The organism is Thermomonas sp., from assembly GCF_029945965.1.
In the GTDB taxonomy this organism is placed as follows: Bacteria; Pseudomonadota; Gammaproteobacteria; order Xanthomonadales; family Xanthomonadaceae; genus Thermomonas.
The window spans coordinates 1,075,964-1,095,406 of record NZ_JAQSDO010000015.1; the positions used below are offsets into that span (position 1 = coordinate 1,075,964).

A 19,443-nucleotide genomic window follows, 5' to 3' on the forward strand; every position below is an offset into this window, starting at 1 on the left:
CTTTCACCAAGCCGAGCGATACGCTTGCCACACGTCACGAAATCAAGCCCGAATCCCGGCCAAGCTTCCGATTCAGGCGGGGAGCTGCATACGCCACTCATGCGCCAGTTCTTCGCCGCCAAGGCGGAACACCCGGATGTGTTGCTGTTTTTCCGGATGGGCGACTTCTACGAACTGTTCCATGACGATGCGCGCAAGGCCGCCAGGCTGCTCGACATCACCCTGACCCAGCGCGGCTCATCCGCCGGCCAGCCGATCCCGATGGCAGGGGTGCCTCACCATGCCGCCGAAGGCTATCTGGCACGGCTCGTGGCGCTGGGCGAGTCAGTCGCCATTTGCGAACAGATTGGCGATCCGGCCACCAGCAAGGGACTAGTCGAACGCAAGGTGGTGCGAATCGTCACTCCCGGCACGGTGACCGATGAAGCATTGCTGGACGAACGCCGCGACACCCTGCTGCTGGCAATCAGTCGCAACAAGCAAGGTTACGGCCTCGCATGGGCCGACCTCGCCAGCGGCCGCCTGCGCGCCAATGAAGTCGATGGCGAGGATGCACTGGACGCTGAACTCGCGCGCCTGCAACCGGCGGAAGTGTTGATTGCCGATGAGGACGGCTGGCCGCCAGCAGTGCTGGAAGCGCGCGGCCTGCGCCGACGTGCGCCGTGGCTGTTCGATGCCGATAGTGGTCGCCGCCAGTTGCTGCAGTTTTTCGCAGTGCATGACCTGACCGCATTCGGCATCGACGACAAGCCCGGGGCGATTGCGGCAGCTGCCGCGCTACTGGGCTACATCGAGGAAACCCAGAAGCAACGACTGCCACACCTGCGCGCGATTTCGCTGGAACAGTCCGACGAAGCGATTGCGATGAACGCGGCCACTCGCCGCCATCTTGAACTTGACACCCGCGTTGATGGCGACCTCAAGGCGACGCTGCTGGGCGTGCTCGACTCCACCATCACCCCGATGGGCGGACGCCTGTTGCGCCGCTGGTTGCACCGGCCGTTGCGCGACCGCCGCGTACTCGGCGAACGTCACCATGCGGTGACGACACTGATCGATGCGCGCGCCGGCGATACGTTGCGTAGCGAATTCCGCGCACTCGGCGACCTGGAACGCATCCTGTCTCGGATCGCATTGCGCAGCGCGCGCCCGCGCGACCTGTCTACGCTGCGCGATGGGCTGGCCATGCTCCCTGCCCTGCGCAAAATTTTGGCGCCACTGGATTCCCCACGTCTGCAGGCGCTGGCCGACGAACTCGGCGAGCACGCTGCCGACGCGCACCTGCTGCGCACCGCAGTGGTTGAACAGCCACCGGTCATGGCCCGCGACGGCGGCATCTTCGCCGAAGGTTACGACGCCGAGTTGGACGAACTCCGCAACCTGTCCAGCAATGCCGACCAGTTCCTGATCGACCTGGAAGCACGCGAACGCGTCGCCACCGGCATCCCCACGCTCAAGGTCGGCTACAACCGCGTGCACGGCTATTTCCTGGAAATCAGCAAGGGCCAGAGTGGCAAGGCACCCGTGCATTACACGCGCAGGCAAACCCTGACCGGCGCCGAGCGTTATATCACCGAGGAACTGAAAGGATTTGAGGACAAAGTACTGTCCGCGCGCGAACGCGCACTTTCGCGCGAGAAACTGCTGTACGAAGGCCTGCTGGATGCACTCAACGAATCACTGGAACCGCTGCGTCGCTGCGCATCGGCGCTGAGCGAACTCGACGTACTAGCCGGCTTCGGCGAACGCGCGCAGACACTGGACTGGAATGCGCCAAAACTTGTAGACGAACCCGGCATCCACATCGAACGCGGACGTCATCCTGTCGTCGAAGCGCTTCGCGATGCACCGTTCGAACCGAACGACCTGTTGTTCGATGCACGCACGCGGATGTACGTGGTGACCGGCCCGAACATGGGCGGCAAGAGCACCTACATGCGCCAGAACGCCTTGATCGTGCTGCTGGCGCATATCGGCAGTTTCGTGCCCGCCATGCGCGCGGTGATCGGCCCGATTGACCGCATCCTGACCCGCATCGGCGCCGGCGATGACCTTGCCCGCGGGCAATCGACCTTCATGGTCGAGATGAGCGAGACCAGTTATATCCTGCATCACGCCACCGAGCAGTCGCTGGTGCTGATGGACGAAATCGGGCGCGGCACTTCGACGTATGACGGGCTTGCATTGGCCGACGCGTGCGCGCGCCACCTCGCATCCGTAAATCGCAGCCACACTTTGTTCGCCACACATTATTTCGAACTCACCACACTCGCGGAACCCGGTAGCGGAATCGCCAACGTGCATCTGGATGCAGTCGAGCATCGCGATGGCGCGGGCAACGAAACCCTGGTGTTCATGCATGCGGTCAAGGACGGGCCAGCGGATCGCAGCTTCGGCCTGCAGGTCGCTGCATTGGCAGGACTGCCACAGGCGGTGGTGCGCCAAGCACACGCACGTCTGGCCGAACTGGAACGCCACAACCGTGATGCACCATCGACGCCGATGACCGCGCAGGCGATGGATGCGCCGCAACAGATCGGCCTGTTTACGCCCAGCTCCGCCGCGCTGGATGCGCTCGCCGCACTCGATCCGGATGAGTTGACGCCCAAGCAGGCGCTGGAAGCGCTGTATCGACTAAAGGCGCTGGGATGACGGCTTCTCTCAGCGTACGCGTGGATGCACTGCTGACCGGCTACGCCAAACCCTATACACGCGCTGGTAGTTTCAGCGGCATCGACAAACATGTACGCAGCGGCAGTGTGCACATCGGCGAGCTTGGCTTGAGTGGCGATGAACAGGGCGATCCACGCGTCCACGGCGGGCCGGACAAGGCGGTACACCACTACGCGTTCGAGCATTACGCGCGATGGCAGGAAGACCTTGGATCGCTGCCGCTGCTGCAGGCACCCGGTGCATTCGGCGAGAACATCAGCACGCGTGGGCTGGATGAGAACGATGTGTGCATCGGCGACCAGTTCACACTGGGAGGTGCACTGCTGGAAGTCAGCCAGGGCCGCCAGCCGTGCTGGAAGCTCAACGACCGCTTCGATGTGCCAGACATGGCGCGCCGGGTTCAAAGCACAGGCCGCACTGGCTGGTATTACCGCGTGCTGCAGGCGGGCGTCACCACGGTCGGAGATATGCTTGAGTTGCATGCCCGCCCGTATCCGGACTGGTCGCTACGCCGTCTCAATACAATGCTGTTCGAACGCGTGCTTGACCCTGCGGCACTGGAACCTGCGTTGCAGCTGCCGCTGGTGCCGTCGTGGCGCAAGCTGGTCGAACGCCGCCTGCAACAATGCATGGTGGAGGACTGGAGCCGGCGTGTCGATGGGCCGCCAGTGGCTTGAAAGCTGCCGCTGTGGGAGCACGCAAACGGTCTTTTGCGTCAATAGCGAAATGCAATCGCTGCGATCCCATCAATCGATTTCCCTGCCCCGATCAAAGCTCCTAGAGTAGGGTCCTTAACCCCACCCGGAGCCCCCGCAATGAGCAAGTCGTCCGATACGTCCAAGCCGACCCATCTGACCACCGACTTCGGCGCTCCGGTGCCCGACAACCAGAACAGTCTCACTGCTGGCCCGCGCGGTCCGCTGTTGTCGCAAGACGTCTGGCTTAACGAGAAGCTCGCAAACTTCGTGCGCGAAGTGATCCCCGAGCGGCGCATGCATGCCAAGGGTTCCGGCGCGTTTGGGACCTTCACCGTGACCCATGATATTTCGAAATACACACGCGCGAAAATTTTCGACTCGGTTGGCAAGCAAACCGAGATGTTCGCCCGCTTCACCACCGTGGCCGGCGAGCGTGGCGCGGCCGATGCCGAGCGCGACATTCGTGGTTTTGCGCTGAAGTTCTACACCGAGGAAGGCAACTGGGACATGGTGGGCAACAATACCCCGGTGTTCTTCATCCGCGATCCGCTCAAGTTCCCCGACCTCAACAAGGTCGTCAAGCGCGATCCACGCACCAACCTACGCTCAGCCACCAACAACTGGGACTGGTGGACACTGCTGCCCGAGGCGCTGCACCAGGTCACCATCGTCATGAGTGATCGCGGCATCCCCGCCAGTTACCGCCACATGCATGGTTTCAGTTCGCACACCTATAGTTTCTGGAATGCAAACGACGAGCGTTTCTGGGTGAAGTTCCATTTCCGCACCAAACAGGGCATCAGGAACCTCACTGATGCCGAGGCCGCGGCCATCGTGGGCCACGACCGCGAGAGTAATCAGCGCGATCTGTTCGATGCCATCGAGCGCGGCGACTTCCCGAAGTGGACGATGTACGTGCAGGTCATGCCCGAGGCCGCCGCGGAGACGTCGCCCTACCATCCGTTCGACCTGACCAAGGTGTGGCCGCACAAGGACTACCCGCTGATCGAGGTGGGCGAATTCGAGCTCAACCGCAATCCTGCGAACTTTTTCGCCGACGTCGAGCAAAGCGCGTTCGCACCCGGCAACCTGGTGCCTGGCATTGGCGTGTCCCCCGACCGGATGCTGCAGGCGCGCCTGTTCAACTATGCCGATGCGCAGCGTTACCGGCTGGGTACCAATTACCAGCAGATACCCGTCAATGCCGCGCGTTGCCCGGTGCACAGCAACCACCGCGACGGTATCGGCCGCGTGGACGGTAACTACGGCAGCCTGCCGCACTACGAACCCAACAGTTTCCACCAGTGGCAGGAACAGCCGCAGTACCGCGAGCCGCCGCTGAAGATCAGCGGCAATGCAGACCACTGGGATTTCCGCGAAGACGATGCCGACTACTACAAGCAGCCCGGAGACCTGTTCCGGTTGATGACGCCGGCGCAGCAACAAGTGCTGTTCGACAACACTGCACGCGCGATGGGCGATGCGCCGGACTTCATCAAGCAGCGCCACATCGACAATTGCAGCAAGGCTGATCCTGCCTACGGCGCAGGTGTTGCCGCAGCGTTGCAGGCACTTGCCACGGCCATGCAGCAATAGCCCGCGAAGTGCTTCGCGTCAGAGTGAGTCGAGGTCGCCAAGCGCGCGAATCAAACGCCGGGCACGCTTGTCCGGCTTGGTCTCCGGCGCGCGAAAGCCGGCGCGCTCCGCTGCACGCAAGGCACGCGCCTGCTCGCGCGCGAGCCGCGATGCATCGGATTCGCGATACAGGCCTTGCGCGATGCTGGCCGATCCACGCATATCGCTGAGCGCAATCACTTCGGCTTCGAAGCGTGCTTCGCCACGCACAATAAGCAACGCATCGCCAACGCGAACGCCGCGCGATGGCTTCGCGCGCTGGCCACCGACATCAACCTTGCCAGTTTCGATGGCGTGCTTGGCCAGCGCACGCGTCTTGAAGAAGCGTGCCGCCCACAGCCACAGATCCAGACGTACGCTCGGTACTGAAGTGTCAGGTTGCATGGATGGATCCTGCCAGAAACGCAAACGGCCACGACGAAACTAAAACGGCCACCCTAAGGTGACCGTTAGGGTGGCCGATGCGGTGGCTGCACGAGTGGCCGCTGTGCGCGGCGCCCGCGTTGACCTTACTCGGCAGCGGGTGCGGCGGCTGCTTCGGCGGCTGCAGCTGCAATCGCGGCAGCCTTGGCCTTCGCGTTGCCGGCCAGGTCTTCCTTGATGCGCGCCTTCTTGCCTTCCAGGCCCCGCAGGTAATAGAGCTTGGCGGCACGGACGTCGCCGCGGCGCTTGACCGTGACCGAGTCGATCGTGGCGCTGTGGGTCTGGAACACGCGCTCGACGCCGAAGCCATGCGAGATCTTGCGCACGGTGAACGCGGAGTTGAGGCCGGCATTCTTCTTGCCGATCACCACGCCTTCATAGGCCTGTACGCGCTCGCGTGTGCCTTCCTTGACCTTGACGTTGACGATGACGGTGTCGCCCGGGCCGAAGACCGGCATCTCACGCGTAACCTGCGCGGATTCGAATTCCTGGACCAGGGTGTGGATCGATGGCTTGTTCATGGAGCACCTTTCTTGCGTGCAGTCGCACGCGCCTGTTGGAGTAGTTGTATGCGCGAGTGCACGTGGACCCGCGTCATGGCATTGGTGGAGCACGCTTCGTGGAGCATAGGTGAAGCCAAGCCGCACATTATAACGACAATTTTCCCTACATGGGTAGGCACCTACATGCGGCGATAGGCTTAGGCATCTTCGCTGGAGTCTTCCAGCGCATCCACGAAATGCTCGCGGAACTCACCCAGCAACGCGCGATCCGCCTTCGACAGGCCCGCCTCGTCCAGCAGGTCCGGGCGCCGCAGCCAGGTGCGGCCAAGCGACTGCATTCGGCGCCAGCGAGCGATGTGCGCATGGTTACCCGACAGCAGCACTTCGGGCACGGCGCCCAGTTCATGCTCGACCGGGCGCGTGTAATGCGGGCAATCCAGCATTCCATCACCTTCGAAACTGTCCTGCAGCGCGGACTCGGCATCGTTCAGGGCGCCGTCCTGCAGCCGTGCGACGGCATCGATCAGCACCGCCGCGGCCAGTTCTCCACCGGAAAGCACGTAATCGCCGATCGACAGTTCCTCGTCAACCTCAGCCTGGATCAGGCGCTCGTCCACGCCCTCGTAGCGACCGCACAACAGAACCAGACGCGGCAGCGCAGCAAGCTCACGGACCTTGGCCTGGGTCAGGCGCGTGCCTTGTGGACTGAGGTATATGACTTTGGCCAGCGCGGGATCGGCATCGCGCGCCGCCTGGATCGCCGCGCGAAGCGGATCGACCAGCATCACCATGCCGGGACCACCGCCGAATGGACGATCGTCCACACGCCGATAACTGCCTTCGGCATGGTCACGCGGGTTCCAGCCGTGGATCGACAGCAGGCCACGCTCACCGGCACGCCCGACCACGCCATGCGCGGCGACTTGCGCAACGAATTCGGGGAACAGGCTGATGATGTCGAAACGCATGTTTGCCACCCTCACCCCAACCCTCTCAGCCCTGCACACCCTACGGGCGCCGCAGCGGGAGAGGAAGAGGGAGTTAAAAATCGGCGTCCCAGTCGACCGTGACCAGGCCGGCATCGAAATCCACCGACTTCACATAGTCCGGGGTCAGGAACGGGATCATCCTGTCGCGCTCGCCCTGCACCACCAGCACGTCGTTGGCGCCGGTCGAAAACAGGTGCGAAACGGTGCCGAACACGATGCCCTCCACATTCACCACGCGCAGGCCTTCGAGGTCGACCCAGTAGTACTCGCCGGGCGCCGGCGCTGGCAATGCCGAACGCGGCACCAGCACGTCGGTGCCGTGCAAGGCATCGGCGGCATCGCGATCATCAATACCGGGCATCGTCGCGATCAAGCCCTTGCCGCCAACGCGCACCTGCACGCCTTCACACGAACGCGTGTTGCCATGAGCATCACGCAACATCCAGGGCTGGTAACGGGAAATGGCGTGAGCCGGGTCGGTGAAGCTTTCCAGCTTCTGTTCGCCACGCACGCCAAATGCACCGTGCAACCGGCCTACGGTGATCATCCGCTGGCTGGTGTCCGGTGCGTTCATTGGCAGAGCGCGCCGCCCAGATCGGGCGGCAGCGTCATCAGGCGGCCTTGGCGGCCTGCTTGTACAGGTCAGCAACCTTGTCGGTCAGCTGCGCACCATTGTCCAGCCAGTGCTTGACGCGCTCGACGTTGAGCTCGACGCGCTTCTCGCCACCGGTGGCGACGGGGTTGTAAAAACCCACGCGCTCGATGTTGCGGCCATCACGGGCGCTGCGGCTGTCGGTGACGATGATGTGGTAGAAGGGGCGCTTCTTGGCGCCGCCACGGGTAAGGCGAATCTTGACCATTGCAGTTTTCTCGGTGTTGCCCAGCGGCCGGAATGGCCGGGTAAGCAGATAAGTATAACGAGATTCAGCACCCTGGGCCAATGACTCGGCCGCTGCTTGCATCAGTGCCGTTTAATCCAGAGGCAACACACCCTGCGCACGGTCGTCATGCCGATGGATGTGCTTACCCGGCCTGCTCCATTGCAAACGTGAGGCGATCGCGGCCTTCCTGCTTGCTGTGGTAGAGCGCTTCGTCGGCGCGGCGCACCAGGTCTTCCGGGCCGTCATCCGGCTCGGCAACGGCAGCGCCAATGCTGACCGTTACTGCCCGATGCAGCCACTCGTGGCTGTGAAATGCAGCAAGGATGCGTTGACCCACATGTTCGGCAGTCAACACGTCGCTGTGCGGCAGCACGATCACGAACTCCTCGCCACCGTAGCGTGCCGCCAGGTCCTGAGTGCGCACCACCTCGCTCAGCAACCTGCCGGTTTCGCGCAGGACCTCATCGCCCGCCTGATGGCCGAAACTGTCGTTGAATTTCTTGAAATGGTCGATGTCGAGCATCAGCAGCACCAATGCACCCTCGCCCTTGTCCTGCAGGGCATGCGCCAAGGTCGTGTCGAACTTTCGCCGGTTGGCGAGCCCGGTCAGCGCGTCGGTTCTGGCATCTTCGCGCAGGACATGCACGGTGCGCCGCTGACGCTCGCTGCGGTCCAACAGGAACGCCACCCACATGATCATTACCGTCACCACACCACCGGTCGCAACCGAGGCCAGCGCAAGCGCCATCGATTCCGACATCCCCAACTGCGATTCCACCGCCTTGAACAGGAAGGTCAACAGCAACGGCAGCAGCAGCGCGGGAAGGATCAAGCGACGCGCAAATGCACCACCCAGGCTATCGGCAACAGCAATGCGGGTCAGGCCGGTGGTCGGGACGGATGCCATCCATGCCAACGAAAGCAGCAGAAACTGGGCTGCGGTCATGATCGGCAGCTGGCGCAACAGGATTGTACTATCGCCTGCCAGCACCAGACCGTAGGAAGCGCTGGTGGCCATGGCGATCACGATGACCGCAAGTGCGCAGGCCTCGCGTAACCAAACCGCCCGCCCGATCACCACTGCTGCACCCACCCCACCCAGCAAGGTGAAGGACACTGCAGCAATATCCGTCATGCGGCCTATGGGCCTGCCCAGCCAATCCGGCAGCAGCGCGTCGAGCCAGCCCCAGATCACGACATCTTGGCCAATGGCAAATTCCAACAAACCGGTACCGCCGAGCACCATCAGCAGCAGCGACAGGGCGACGCTGGCACGCGGCGCGCGCTGGCCGAGCAGCAGTGCGCAGCCGGCAAGCATGAAGGCAAAAGCTGCGCCCGCATGTGTACCTGCGTGCGCCTGCACGAGTCCTAGCAACGGACCCACGCCGCTAATCCAGGTGGCCAGTATTGCCAGCGATACCAGCACAAGAGCCCAGCCAACGACCTGCGAAAACGTGACGAACCCTTTCACCACTGACGTGTTGAAACGGATCCCCTCGCCAATGCTTGCCATATGCGCCCCCCGGGTCGTGGTGCTTCAGCGCTTTGCCGTGTGAGGACTGACGTAATTGCCAACCTCCGTGCGGAAGGCCACGTTCATCCGGTTCCAGCCGTTGATCGCAATGATCGCCAGGGTCAGATCGACCAGCGATTTCTCATCGAAATGCACACACACCTCGGTGTACACCGCATCGGAAACCTCATGCGTGGCGATCCGGGTGACGGCTTCGGTCCACGCCAGCGCGGCGCGCTCACGATCGCTGTAACACGGCGCATCGCGCCAGACCGGAAGCAGGTACAGGCGCTGCTCGGCCTCGCCATGCGCGCGTGCATCCTTTGTGTGCATGTCCAGGCACCAGGCGCAGCCGTTGATCTGCGAGGCAAGGGACTTGACCAATTCCAGCAGTGATTCTTCGAGACCACTCGCATGGATCTGCTGCTCGGTGTGGAGCATGGCCTTGAAGGCTTCGGGCGAGGCCCGTTGGTAATCCAGGCGCTGATGCATCGGATGCCTCCGGTCATGTATCCAAGAATACGGGGGCCGACGGGTCCACGCCCTCATGGTCTACTGCAGCGGTAACACCGCGGAAACGGCGCTGCAGCGCAACGATCAGCGCATCGGCGGCATGCCGCCGCGGCCTCCCATCATCCCGCTCAGCCCGCGCATCATCCCCTTCATGCCGCCACGACCCAGCTTGCCCATCATCTTTTCCATCTGCTGGTACTGCTTGAGCATCTTGTTGACGTCGGCCGGGGTCAGGCCGCTGCCGCGCGCCACGCGTGCGCGCCGGGAGCCCTTGAGCAGTTCCGGGTTGCGACGTTCCTTCTTGGTCATCGAGTTGATGATCGCGATCATCCGCGGCACTTCCTTGCCGGTGACCTGCTGCTTGACGTGATCGGGCAACGCGCCGACGCCGGGCAGCTTGTCCATCAACCCGGACAGGCCGCCCATGTTCTGCATCTGCTCAAGCTGGTCGCGCATGTCGTTGAGGTCGAACTTCTTGCCCTTGGCGACTTTCTCCGCGAGCTTCCTGGCCTTGTCCTGGTCGACGCCCTGCTCGACCTGCTCGACCAGCGACAACACGTCACCCATGTCGAGGATGCGACTGGCGATGCGCTCGGGATGGAACACGTCCAGGCCGTCGGTCTTCTCGCCGGTGCCAATGAACTTGATCGGCTTGCCGGTGATATAGCGCACGCTCAGCGCAGCACCACCACGCGCATCGCCGTCAGTCTTGGTCAGCACCACGCCGGTCAGCGGCAACGCTTCGCCGAAGTGCTTTGCGGTGACCGCCGCATCCTGGCCGGTCATTGAATCGACCACGAACAGGGTCTCGACCGGATTGACTGCGGCATGCAGCGCCTTGATCTCGGCCATCATGGCCTCGTCAATGCTGGTGCGGCCGGCGGTATCGACGATCAGCACATCGACGAACGACTTGCGCGCGGCATTGATCGCGGCCTTGACGATGGCTACTGGCTTTTGCGACACATCTGACGGGAAGAACATCGCATCGACCTGGCCGGCCAGGGTTTGCAACTGCTCGATCGCGGCCGGACGGTAGACGTCGGCGCTGACCACCATGACTTTCTTCTTGCGCTTGTCCTTGAGGTGCTTGGCCAGCTTGGCGACTGTCGTGGTCTTGCCCGCACCCTGCAGGCCCGCCATCAGGATCACCGCTGGCGCCGGCACGTTGAGGTTCAACTCCGACGCCTGCGAACCCATTACCGCTGTCAGCTCGTCACGCACGATCCGCACCAACACCTGGCCGGGCGTAAGCGAGCGCATGACTTCCTGGCCGACTGCGCGCACCTTGATACGCTGGATCAGCGCCTGCACCACTGGCAACGCCACGTCCGCTTCCAGCAGGGCGATGCGCACCTCGCGCACGGCCTCGCTGATGTTTGAGTCGGTCAGGCGGCCGCGGCCACGCAGGCGTTCGACGGTGCCGGACAGTCGTTGAGTCAGGGATTCGAACATGATGCGGACAGCCTGCGATGCGTGCGTTGCGGATCACGAAGTATAGCGTGCGCCCCCTGCCCAGCTTGCCTTTGACCTTTGTGCGACACTGATTCGATGACAATCGTTCTCATCGCCGTCGCGTCATACCTGCTGGCTACCGGCTGGCTGATGATTGCCGTCCAGCGCGATGGCACGGCCAGCACGCGCGGCTGGCTGGGCCCGGCCAACCTGGCGCTGCTCCTGCACGGATTGACCCATTACCTGGCGTGGCGCGCGAGCGGCGTGACCGACCTGCACTTCTTCGCCGCGCTATCGCTGGTCGGGCTGGGCATGAGCACGCAGACCGCGATCGTCGGCGCTTCGGGGCGCATGCGCGCATTGGGCGTAGTGGTATTCCCGCTGGCGGCGTTGGCGCTTCTGGTTTATGCGCTCTACGGCCATGCCACCCAACCCGAACCACTGGACTGGCGCCTGCTGCTGCATGCCTGGCTGGCCCTGCTGGCCTACGCGACACTTGCTGTTGCGGCATTGCTGGCGGTCTTCCTGTGGCTTCAAGAACGCGCGTTGCGCCGCCGCGAGTTCCACCGTTGGCTGCGCGCACTGCCGCCGCTGACGGAACTCGAGATGCTGCTGTTCCGCACGATTGCGGTCGGCTTCGTCCTGCTCGGCGGCACCCTGCTTACCGGCGTGCTGTTCGTCGACAACCTGCTGGCCCAGCACCTGGTGCACAAGACCGTGCTCAGCGTATTGTCGTGGCTGGCCTTCGGGGCATTGCTGCTGGGCCGCTGGCGGTTCGGCTGGCGCGGTATTACTGCCGTGCGCTGGACACTGGCGGCGATGGCGTTGCTGATCCTGGCATTCTTCGGCAGCAAGTTCGTGCTGGAGCTGATTCTCCATCGGGTCGGCTGATCGCCTGATGCACGGCCGAATACGTTTACAGTTGCAATAATTGCATTGACAACTATTGCATGGGCTAGCAAAATACGCCCCATGCAAACGTCTGTCCCCTCCCTTGCCCCCTGCACCGGTTCGACCCTCGGCCTGCTGTTCCGCCAGGTCCGCGATGCCATGTGGGCGCGGATGGCCGACGAACTGGCCCGCAGCGGCCATGACCTGACCTTCAGCCAGTACATCACCCTGAAGAAGCTGGCCGAAGGCACTGCCGGCGCCAGCGACCTCGCCCGCGCCGCCGAATTGAATCCGGGTGCGATGACTCGATTGCTCGACAAGCTCGAAACCAAGGGCATGGTCGCCCGCGAAGCCGATCCCAGCGACCGCCGTGCCCTGCATATCCACCTTACCGATGCCGGCCGCAGCATCTGGCGCGACATCGACCAGTGCGGGATGCGCGTGCGCGATACCGCGCTGGCCGGCCTCAGCGACCACGAACGCAACACCCTGACCGCGCTGCTGGAACGCGTGCGCGACAACCTCACTTCGTCCACGGACTGAGCCATGTTTCGATACTCCATTCCCCGCCGCCTTGCCTTGATCGCGGCCTGCGCCTTCGTGTTGTCGTCATGCGCCAGCACCGAGGCACTCACCACGCAGTCACAGTTGCGCGACTCCGACTCACTGTCCGCCAGCGCCGCGCTCGGCAAGGTCAATGTCGGTGGTGCCGCATGGCCAGATGACCGTTGGTGGACCACGCTTGGTGATCCGCAACTGGATGCACTGATTGGCGAAGCGCTGGCAGCATCCCCCGCGATCGACGCTGCAGACGCGCGCACCCGCAAAGCGCTGGCCCAGTCAGGGCTGGCCGATGCAATGCGAAAACCAATCCTTGGTGCAGGCGCGCAGGTGCTCGCCTTGCAGATTCCGGAAACGCTTGCCGGTCGGGATATCGGCGGCAAGTTCAGCGTTGCCAACCTGCTCACCCTGAGCCTGAAGTACAACCCCGACCTGTGGGGCGTTGACAAGTCGAAATGGCAGGCCGCGATTGGCAATGCGCGCGCCAGCGAGGTCGATGCGCAGGCCGCGCGGCTCACGCTGGCGGCCAACATCGCTCGCACCTATGTCGCACTGGCGCAGGCGTTCGATACGCTGGATGCCGCCAATGCCGAAACCACGCGCGCCGAGGCGCTGATCGCGCTCAACCAGCAACGGATCAAGGCCGGCCTGGACAACACCATCGCGCTCAACCAGAACCGCAGCACATCGGCATCCGCGAAACAGCAGGCGCAGGCCGCCCAGCAGCAGATCGATGCGCTGCGCAATGCCCTCGCCGCACTTGCAGGCGCTGGCCCCGATCGCGGGTTGCAGATCGACCGCCCGAAACTGGCAACGCCCGACATCAGCCTGCCTTCGCTACTGTCCAGCGATCTGCTGGCACGCCGCGCCGACATCGTGGCCGCGCGCTGGCGGGTGGAAGCAGCAGCGCATGGCATCGACGCCAGTAAAGCTGCGTTCTATCCCACGATCAATCTCAGCATGATGGTCGGCCTCGCGGCCGGCAACCTGGGCGACCTGTTCGGCAGCAATGCGCTGCTGGTCAATGGCGGCCCTGGCCTGACCTTGCCGATCTTCGAAGGCGGTCGCCTGCGCAATCAATTGATGGCCACCAATGCCGATTACGACCTCGCCGTGGCCAGCTACAACCAGACGCTGCTGGGTGCGATCCATGAGGTCACTGACGCGATACAAGCGGCCCGTGCACTGGGTGCGCAAATCGTGACCACACAACAGGCGCGCGACACCGCCGGCAAGGCGCATGCGCTGGTCCAGCAGCGTTACCGCGCCGGGCTGGCGACGCAACTCGATGTGCTCGCCGCACAACGCCCGCTGCTGCAACTGGATCAGCAACTGGCGGCACTGAACGCCAAGCGCCGCACAGCTGCCATTGATCTCGACCAGGCGCTCGGCGGCGGTCTTTCCGTCGACGCTCCGAATACCACTGCAACGAAGTGACTCCGACATGACCACTGAAATCACACCCAATACCTCGACCGGCGCCGGCGCTCCGTTGCCCGTTTCGCAAAGTTCACTGAAGCCGCCGAAGAGCAAGCGCAAGCGCGCGTTGCTGATCGTGCTGGCCGTGGTGGTGCTGGCCGGTATCGGTTGGCTGGCCTACTACTTCATGGTCGGCCGCTGGCACGAAGTGACCGACGATGCCTACGTGCAGGGCAACGTGGTGACGGTAACCCCACAGACCGGCGGCACCGTGATCGACATCCATGCCGAGGACGGCATGCGCGTGGAGGCCGGGCAGACCCTGGTCAGCTTCGATGCCAGCGATGCCGAGGTCGCCTACGCACAGGCGGTGGCCAACCTTGCAGGCGCAGTGCGCCAGGTGCGCGGGATCTATCGCGCGGTGGATGCCGGCCAGGCCGACATCGCCGCCCGCGAAGTTGCACTCACACAGGCGCAAGCAGACGTGAATCGCCGTGCCGGACTGGTCGCCAGCGGCGCCGTGTCCGCGGAAGAACTTGCCCACGCCAAGGCGCAACTGGCCGCAGCGCAGGCCGGGCTGTCCGGTGCGCGCGAACAGACCTCACGTAACCGTGTGCTGATCGACAACAGCGAGCTGAAGGGCAACCCGCAGGTGATGGCCGCAGCGGCGCAACTGCGTGCGGCATTACTCAACAAGCAGCGCAATACGATCATTGCGCCGATCTCGGGCTACATCGCCAAGCGCAATGTGCAACTGGGCCAACGCATTGCCCCCGGCACTCCCCTGATGGCAATCATTCCACTCGACGAAGTCTGGGTGGATGCCAACTTCAAGGAAAACCAGCTGCGCCAGCTGCGCCTGGGCCAGCCGGTGGAACTGCACTCCGAGCTGTACGGCAAGGACGTGACTTTCCACGGCACGCTTGAAAGCCTGGGCATGGGCACCGGCAGCGCGTTCTCGATCCTGCCGGCGCAGAACGCCAGCGGCAACTGGATCAAGATCGTGCAGCGCGTGCCGGTGCGCGTCGCGCTGGACAAGAAGGAACTGCAGGAGCATCCGCTGCGCCTGGGCCTGTCGATGAGCGTCGACGTCAACCTGCACGACGCCGGGCATGGCCTGTTGCCGACCGCCGCTGCATCCACGCCGATGCTGACCACGACTGCGTATGCCAAGCAGTTGAAGGATGCCGATGCGGTGATCGACCGCATCATCAGCGACAACCTGGGAACGCGCCGCGCCGGAACTAGCGGGAACTGACGGGAACTCAGCCGGTCATGTCCAGCACTCCAGCCACTGCGCCCGCGGCGCCAGCACCCCGCGCCGACGGCCTGGCCTTCGCGCCGCCGAATATCGCCCTGACCACCTTCGGGCTGGCCTTGGCCAGCTTCATGCAGGTGCTCGACACCACGATTGCCAACGTGTCGTTGCCGGCGATCTCCGGCAACCTGGGCGGCAGCGCCAACCAGGCGACATGGGTAATCACCTCGTTCGCGGTCAGCACTGCGATTGCCCTGCCGCTGACCGGCTGGCTGGCGCGCCGCTTCGGCGAGCGCAAGCTGTTCATGGTCTCGACGTTGGCGTTCGTGATCGCCTCGTTCCTGTGCGGGCTGGCCCACAGCATGGGCTTGCTGGTCGCGGCGCGTGCACTGCAAGGCTTGGTCGCCGGTCCGATGTACCCGGTCACCCAGGCGTTGCTGCTGTCGATTTATCCGCCCGCCAGGCGCGGGCAGGCCATTGCCCTGCTGGCCATGGTGACGGTGGTGGCGCCGATCGCCGGGCCGATCCTGGGTGGCTGGATCACCGACAACTACAGCTGGGAATGGATCTTCTTCATCAACATCCCACTGGGTATCTTCGCCAGCTTCGTGGTCGGTGCGCAGCTCAAGGGACGCCCGGAAAAAATCGAAACGCCGAAGATGGATTACATCGGCCTGACGACTTTGGTCCTGGGCGTCGGTGCGCTGCAGATCATGCTTGACCTGGGCAACGACGAGGACTGGTTCCGCTCGCCGCTGATCGTAGTCCTCGCGATTGTCGCGGCGATTTCGCTAACCGTCTTCATCATCTGGGAACTGACCGACAAGGATCCCATCGTCAACCTACGCCTGTTCCGGCATCGCAATTTCGCTGCCGGCACCATTGCGATGGTGATGGCCTACTCCGCCTTCTTCAGCGTCAGCATCCTGGTACCGCTATGGTTGCAGCGAAATCTCGGCTACACCGCGATCTGGGCGGGTTTCGCCACCGCGCCGATCGGTTTCCTGCCGGTCATCCTGGCGCCGCTGATTGGCAAATACGCAGGCAAGTTCGACCTGCGCATGCTGGCCACGCTCGCCTTCATCGTGATGGCTGGCACCAGCTTCATGCGCTCGCATTTCAACCTCGACGTGGATTTCGAGCATGTGGCCTATGTGCAGTTGCTGCAGGGGCTCGGCGTCGCGTTGTTCTTCATGCCCATATTGCAGATCCTGCTGTCGGATCTCGAGCCGCACGAGATCTCCGCGGGATCTGGCCTGATGACCTTCGTACGCACGCTCGGAGGCAGCTTCGCTGCCTCCCTGACCATTTATGCCTGGTCGGAGCGAACCGCCGTGCACCACGCGCAACTCACCGAACACATCGGCGCGACGGATCCCTCGATGCTGGAAACGCTCACGCGCTATGGCGCAGGCGACCTCCAGCGCGGCGCCTACGTGCTCGACCGGATGATTTCGCAGCAGGCGCTGCAGATCGGCTTCAACGAGATCTTCCACCTGCTCGGGATCATCTTCCTGTGCGTGATCGCGTTCGTCTGGATCGCCAAACCACCGTTCGGGGCCAAGGCCGGCGCGCCTCCCGGCGGCGGGCACTGAGCCGCGAGCACTGAACAGTGGCACTGAGCGCTGCGCACCTGCGCCTAGCCGCGCAGGCGTACCCACAGCCACCAAGCTGCAAGCCCGGCAATCGCCAACGACAGCAGTGGCATCGTCGTCTGGGCATACCAGCGCTTGCGGCGTACCAGCAACAACAATGGCAGCACCAACGCCACCACCGCCATCTGGCCGATTTCGACGCCCAGGTTGAAGCCCACCAACGATGCCAGGCGCGCGCCGGTGGGCAGGCCCAGTTCGGACAACGCCCCGGCAAAACCGAAGCCATGCACCAGTCCGAAGCCGAAGCCCACCAGCCATACACGTTGGGTCACCACTGGCCACACATTGTTGAGCGCGGCCAGCAGCACGCTGGCTGCGATTGCTGCTTCGACCCAGCGCGAAGCCGGGGTGATCCAGCCCAGCGCAGCCAGTGTCAGGGTGATCGAATGTGCCAGCGTGAATGCCGTGACGATGCCCAGCACATGCCCCAGCGAATGCCGAATACCGGGCGATGGCTGCCACTGGCGATCACGCCATAGCAAAGCAGCAGGTAACAACAACGACAGCAAGAAGGCGAGATGGTCGTAACCGATCAGGATGTGATGGATGCCTTCGCGCAGGAACTGCAAGAACGGATTGCTGCGGCTGGCCGGCCCGGAGCCAATCTCGATGTCGCGCGCATCGGCGCTCGCAATCCCGGTGCCATCCTTGCCGCCGTTGTGAAAGGTCACCAGCGCGCGATGCTGCGGGTCGACATCGAACAGCAGTCCGTAGCGAACCTTCAGGTCACTGGCTGAAGGACAGTCGGCACGCATCACGACCGTGGCATACGCGCCATCGTCATATTGGCGAGTCGCCAGCAATTGCGGTTGCAAGGTGCATGGCGCCGAGCCACTGCTGACCGCCAGGCCGCTTTTCACCATCGCGTACAGCGGTTCCCGAATCGCCTGCAATTCATCCCAGGTCACGCGCTCGTCGTGGTTGGCGTCCAGCGGCAGCGACAAGGCGAGATCGCGGATGGCGAGATCAAGCTCGATCTGCGGTTCGGAACCGTCGGCCGGCACCACGATGTCCACATGCGATACCGACAGCGTATGCGCCAGTACCGGCAGTGATACGAGCAAGCTCGCGAGCAGCAGCCATGCTGCGCACTTCGGCGGCGTGCGCTTCATCGCTTTGCCTCAATCGCTTTGCGTGGTGCATTCGACGATGCCAAGCCTTGTGCCTTCTGCCAGGCATGCAAGCCATCGAGTGCAGCGGGCTCTCTCGCCGTATCAGCCGCACGCACCAGGATGTCGACGTCTTCGAAATCGCGTTGCTGCTCGAAGTTGCGCAACGCCAGTGCCAGGGCTTCGCGAGGTTGTCCCTTCAACACGAGCAGGAACTCCGCCTCGTCGCGCATTTCAGGCTGGCTGCCCAGTTCGTGCGCCATTGCATAGCGGCGCGCCTGTGCAGCGACCAGCGCCTGCGCGTCCGAACGCTTGGCTGCCATCGCTGCAAGCGTGCGTTGCAGTTGCGCGGTGTCGCTCTGTTCACTGCCAGCAAGTACCTGCTCTACTTCAGCATCGCGACCAACCCGGCGCAGGTGGCGGGCATAGGACACCCGCGTTCGAATGTCGCCCGGGCTTGCAGCAAGGGCTTGTTGATAGCGGGTATCGGCATTGGTTTCACCCGCACGACTGGCCACTTCCGCACGCGCCAGCAGCGCGAACGCACGGCGGGGATCGGCAGGCGGAAATTCGCCCAGCAAGCGGTCCAGCAAGCTGGCGGCTGCAGCGTATTCACCGGTGCGCAGCGCCAGTGATGCGGCGCATAGCAGACCAGTATCGGCATCCACGCCCAGTGCCAGCGCGCGGCAATCCGTACGCGCCTTGTGGATGCGGCCCTGGACCAGTTGGATTTCGGCGCGCGACAAACGCGCGCCGGCATTGCGTGGATCCACTGCAACCAACGCATCGAGCAAGCGAATTGCGCCGGAAAAATCATGTTTGTGCTGCGCACTGTACGCACGCAAGCGAAGCAGGTTGGGGTTGCCATCGCCAACGGGTTGTCGCAATAACAAGGCGTCGGCGCGCGCCACCAGGCGCGTATCGCCGGTCATGGAGGCTGCTTCGAGTAGCGTACCGATGCGCGTCAGATCCGCAGACTTGGCGGACTTATGCTGGCCTACGCCGGATCCATCAATCGTGCCGGCAGTCGTTGCATCAGTTGCGATGGGTTCGAGCTTGGAATAGCCACGCGGTAGTTTGCCTACCAGTGCATCGCCGCGATCCGGCACCACTCGCGGCGGGCGTTGCGCGGCTGCGGGCATCGCGATCGCCAGCAAGGCGATCAGGACCATGAAGCTCCACAATTTGTTCGGCATCTTCGAACTGGAACGCAGCAACCGGCAGCAAATCTGCTGCCGGTGCTGCGAGCCAAGCGACATCCCTGTCC

18 protein-coding genes are annotated in these 19,443 nt (G+C 63.6%); 8 read left to right on the forward strand and 10 right to left on the reverse strand.

Annotated features, from left to right (window positions below; genetic code table 11):
- Positions 1 to 99: 99 nt before the first annotated feature.
- The 3 genes from mutS (at position 100) to PSV05_RS11245 (ending at position 4,967) form a co-directional block, all read left to right on the forward strand.
- Positions 100 to 2,652 (forward strand): DNA mismatch repair protein MutS, encoded by a 2,553-nt coding sequence (gene mutS / locus PSV05_RS11235; protein WP_300065127.1) that lies wholly within the window; start codon positions 100 to 102, stop codon positions 2,650 to 2,652.
- The gene (locus tag PSV05_RS11240) at positions 2,649 to 3,350 is read left to right on the forward strand and encodes an MOSC domain-containing protein (RefSeq protein ID WP_300065129.1); all 702 of its coding nucleotides are present in this window, start codon (positions 2,649 to 2,651) and stop codon (positions 3,348 to 3,350) included. Before mutS ends, PSV05_RS11240 begins: the two co-directional genes overlap by 4 nt.
- A gap of 138 nt (positions 3,351 to 3,488) precedes the next feature.
- Positions 3,489 to 4,967 (forward strand): catalase, encoded by a 1,479-nt coding sequence (locus PSV05_RS11245; RefSeq protein ID WP_300065130.1) that lies wholly within the window; start codon positions 3,489 to 3,491, stop codon positions 4,965 to 4,967.
- 18 nt (positions 4,968 to 4,985) lie between these two features.
- Here the strand turns inward: PSV05_RS11245 and PSV05_RS11250 are convergent, their stop codons facing one another.
- From PSV05_RS11250 to ffh, 8 genes are all read right to left on the reverse strand, one after another.
- On the reverse strand, positions 4,986 to 5,390 hold the full coding sequence (locus PSV05_RS11250) for an RNA-binding S4 domain-containing protein (RefSeq protein WP_300065132.1): 405 nt from the start codon (positions 5,388 to 5,390) through the stop codon (positions 4,986 to 4,988).
- A 125-nt stretch (positions 5,391 to 5,515) separates the two neighbouring features.
- Positions 5,516 to 5,950 carry a 50S ribosomal protein L19 gene (rplS, locus tag PSV05_RS11255; RefSeq protein WP_300065134.1) on the reverse strand — a complete coding sequence of 145 codons (435 nt, stop codon included), beginning with the start codon at positions 5,948 to 5,950 and terminating at the stop codon, positions 5,516 to 5,518.
- A 179-nt stretch (positions 5,951 to 6,129) separates the two neighbouring features.
- Positions 6,130 to 6,900, reverse strand: a complete 771-nt coding sequence (gene trmD, locus PSV05_RS11260; RefSeq protein WP_300065136.1) for a tRNA (guanosine(37)-N1)-methyltransferase TrmD — start codon at positions 6,898 to 6,900, stop codon at positions 6,130 to 6,132.
- Positions 6,901 to 6,973: 73 nt separating this feature from the next.
- Positions 6,974 to 7,495: a ribosome maturation factor RimM gene (gene rimM / locus PSV05_RS11265; RefSeq protein WP_300065138.1), complete on the reverse strand. Its 522-nt coding sequence runs from the start codon at positions 7,493 to 7,495 to the stop codon at positions 6,974 to 6,976.
- 37 nt (positions 7,496 to 7,532) lie between these two features.
- Positions 7,533 to 7,781: a 30S ribosomal protein S16 gene (gene rpsP / locus PSV05_RS11270; RefSeq protein WP_300065490.1), complete on the reverse strand. Its 249-nt coding sequence runs from the start codon at positions 7,779 to 7,781 to the stop codon at positions 7,533 to 7,535.
- A 163-nt stretch (positions 7,782 to 7,944) separates the two neighbouring features.
- A complete protein-coding gene (locus PSV05_RS11275; RefSeq protein WP_300065140.1) occupies positions 7,945 to 9,315 on the reverse strand; it encodes a GGDEF domain-containing protein in 1,371 nt (456 codons plus the stop codon).
- Between the two features lie 24 nt (positions 9,316 to 9,339).
- Positions 9,340 to 9,807 (reverse strand): carboxymuconolactone decarboxylase family protein, encoded by a 468-nt coding sequence (locus PSV05_RS11280; protein WP_300065142.1) that lies wholly within the window; start codon positions 9,805 to 9,807, stop codon positions 9,340 to 9,342.
- Positions 9,808 to 9,912: 105 nt separating this feature from the next.
- Positions 9,913 to 11,283 carry a signal recognition particle protein gene (gene ffh / locus PSV05_RS11285; RefSeq protein WP_300065144.1) on the reverse strand — a complete coding sequence of 457 codons (1,371 nt, stop codon included), beginning with the start codon at positions 11,281 to 11,283 and terminating at the stop codon, positions 9,913 to 9,915.
- A 96-nt stretch (positions 11,284 to 11,379) separates the two neighbouring features.
- Here ffh and ccsA point away from each other — a divergent pair, with 96 nt between their 5' ends.
- The 5 genes from ccsA (at position 11,380) to PSV05_RS11310 (ending at position 17,007) form a co-directional block, all read left to right on the forward strand.
- Positions 11,380 to 12,174 (forward strand): cytochrome c biogenesis protein CcsA, encoded by a 795-nt coding sequence (ccsA, locus tag PSV05_RS11290; protein ID WP_300065146.1) that lies wholly within the window; start codon positions 11,380 to 11,382, stop codon positions 12,172 to 12,174.
- 81 nt (positions 12,175 to 12,255) lie between these two features.
- On the forward strand, positions 12,256 to 12,717 hold the full coding sequence (locus PSV05_RS11295; protein WP_300065148.1) for a MarR family transcriptional regulator: 462 nt from the start codon (positions 12,256 to 12,258) through the stop codon (positions 12,715 to 12,717).
- 3 nt (positions 12,718 to 12,720) lie between these two features.
- The gene (locus PSV05_RS11300) at positions 12,721 to 14,172 is read left to right on the forward strand and encodes an efflux transporter outer membrane subunit (RefSeq protein ID WP_300065150.1); all 1,452 of its coding nucleotides are present in this window, start codon (positions 12,721 to 12,723) and stop codon (positions 14,170 to 14,172) included.
- Between the two features lie 7 nt (positions 14,173 to 14,179).
- Complete coding sequence (locus tag PSV05_RS11305) at positions 14,180 to 15,412, forward strand: efflux RND transporter periplasmic adaptor subunit (protein WP_300065152.1); 1,233 nt, start codon at positions 14,180 to 14,182, stop codon at positions 15,410 to 15,412.
- A 17-nt stretch (positions 15,413 to 15,429) separates the two neighbouring features.
- Complete coding sequence (locus tag PSV05_RS11310; protein ID WP_300065154.1) at positions 15,430 to 17,007, forward strand: DHA2 family efflux MFS transporter permease subunit; 1,578 nt, start codon at positions 15,430 to 15,432, stop codon at positions 17,005 to 17,007.
- 44 nt (positions 17,008 to 17,051) lie between these two features.
- Here PSV05_RS11310 and PSV05_RS11315 read toward each other — a convergent pair whose 3' ends face one another.
- Entirely contained in the window at positions 17,052 to 18,179 is a 1,128-nt protein-coding gene (locus tag PSV05_RS11315) for a HupE/UreJ family protein (protein WP_300065156.1), read from the reverse strand.
- The gene (locus PSV05_RS11320) at positions 18,176 to 19,372 is read right to left on the reverse strand and encodes a hypothetical protein (protein WP_300065158.1); all 1,197 of its coding nucleotides are present in this window, start codon (positions 19,370 to 19,372) and stop codon (positions 18,176 to 18,178) included. The genes PSV05_RS11315 and PSV05_RS11320 overlap by 4 nt, the downstream gene beginning before the upstream one ends.
- Between the last annotated feature and the right edge of the window lie 71 nt (positions 19,373 to 19,443).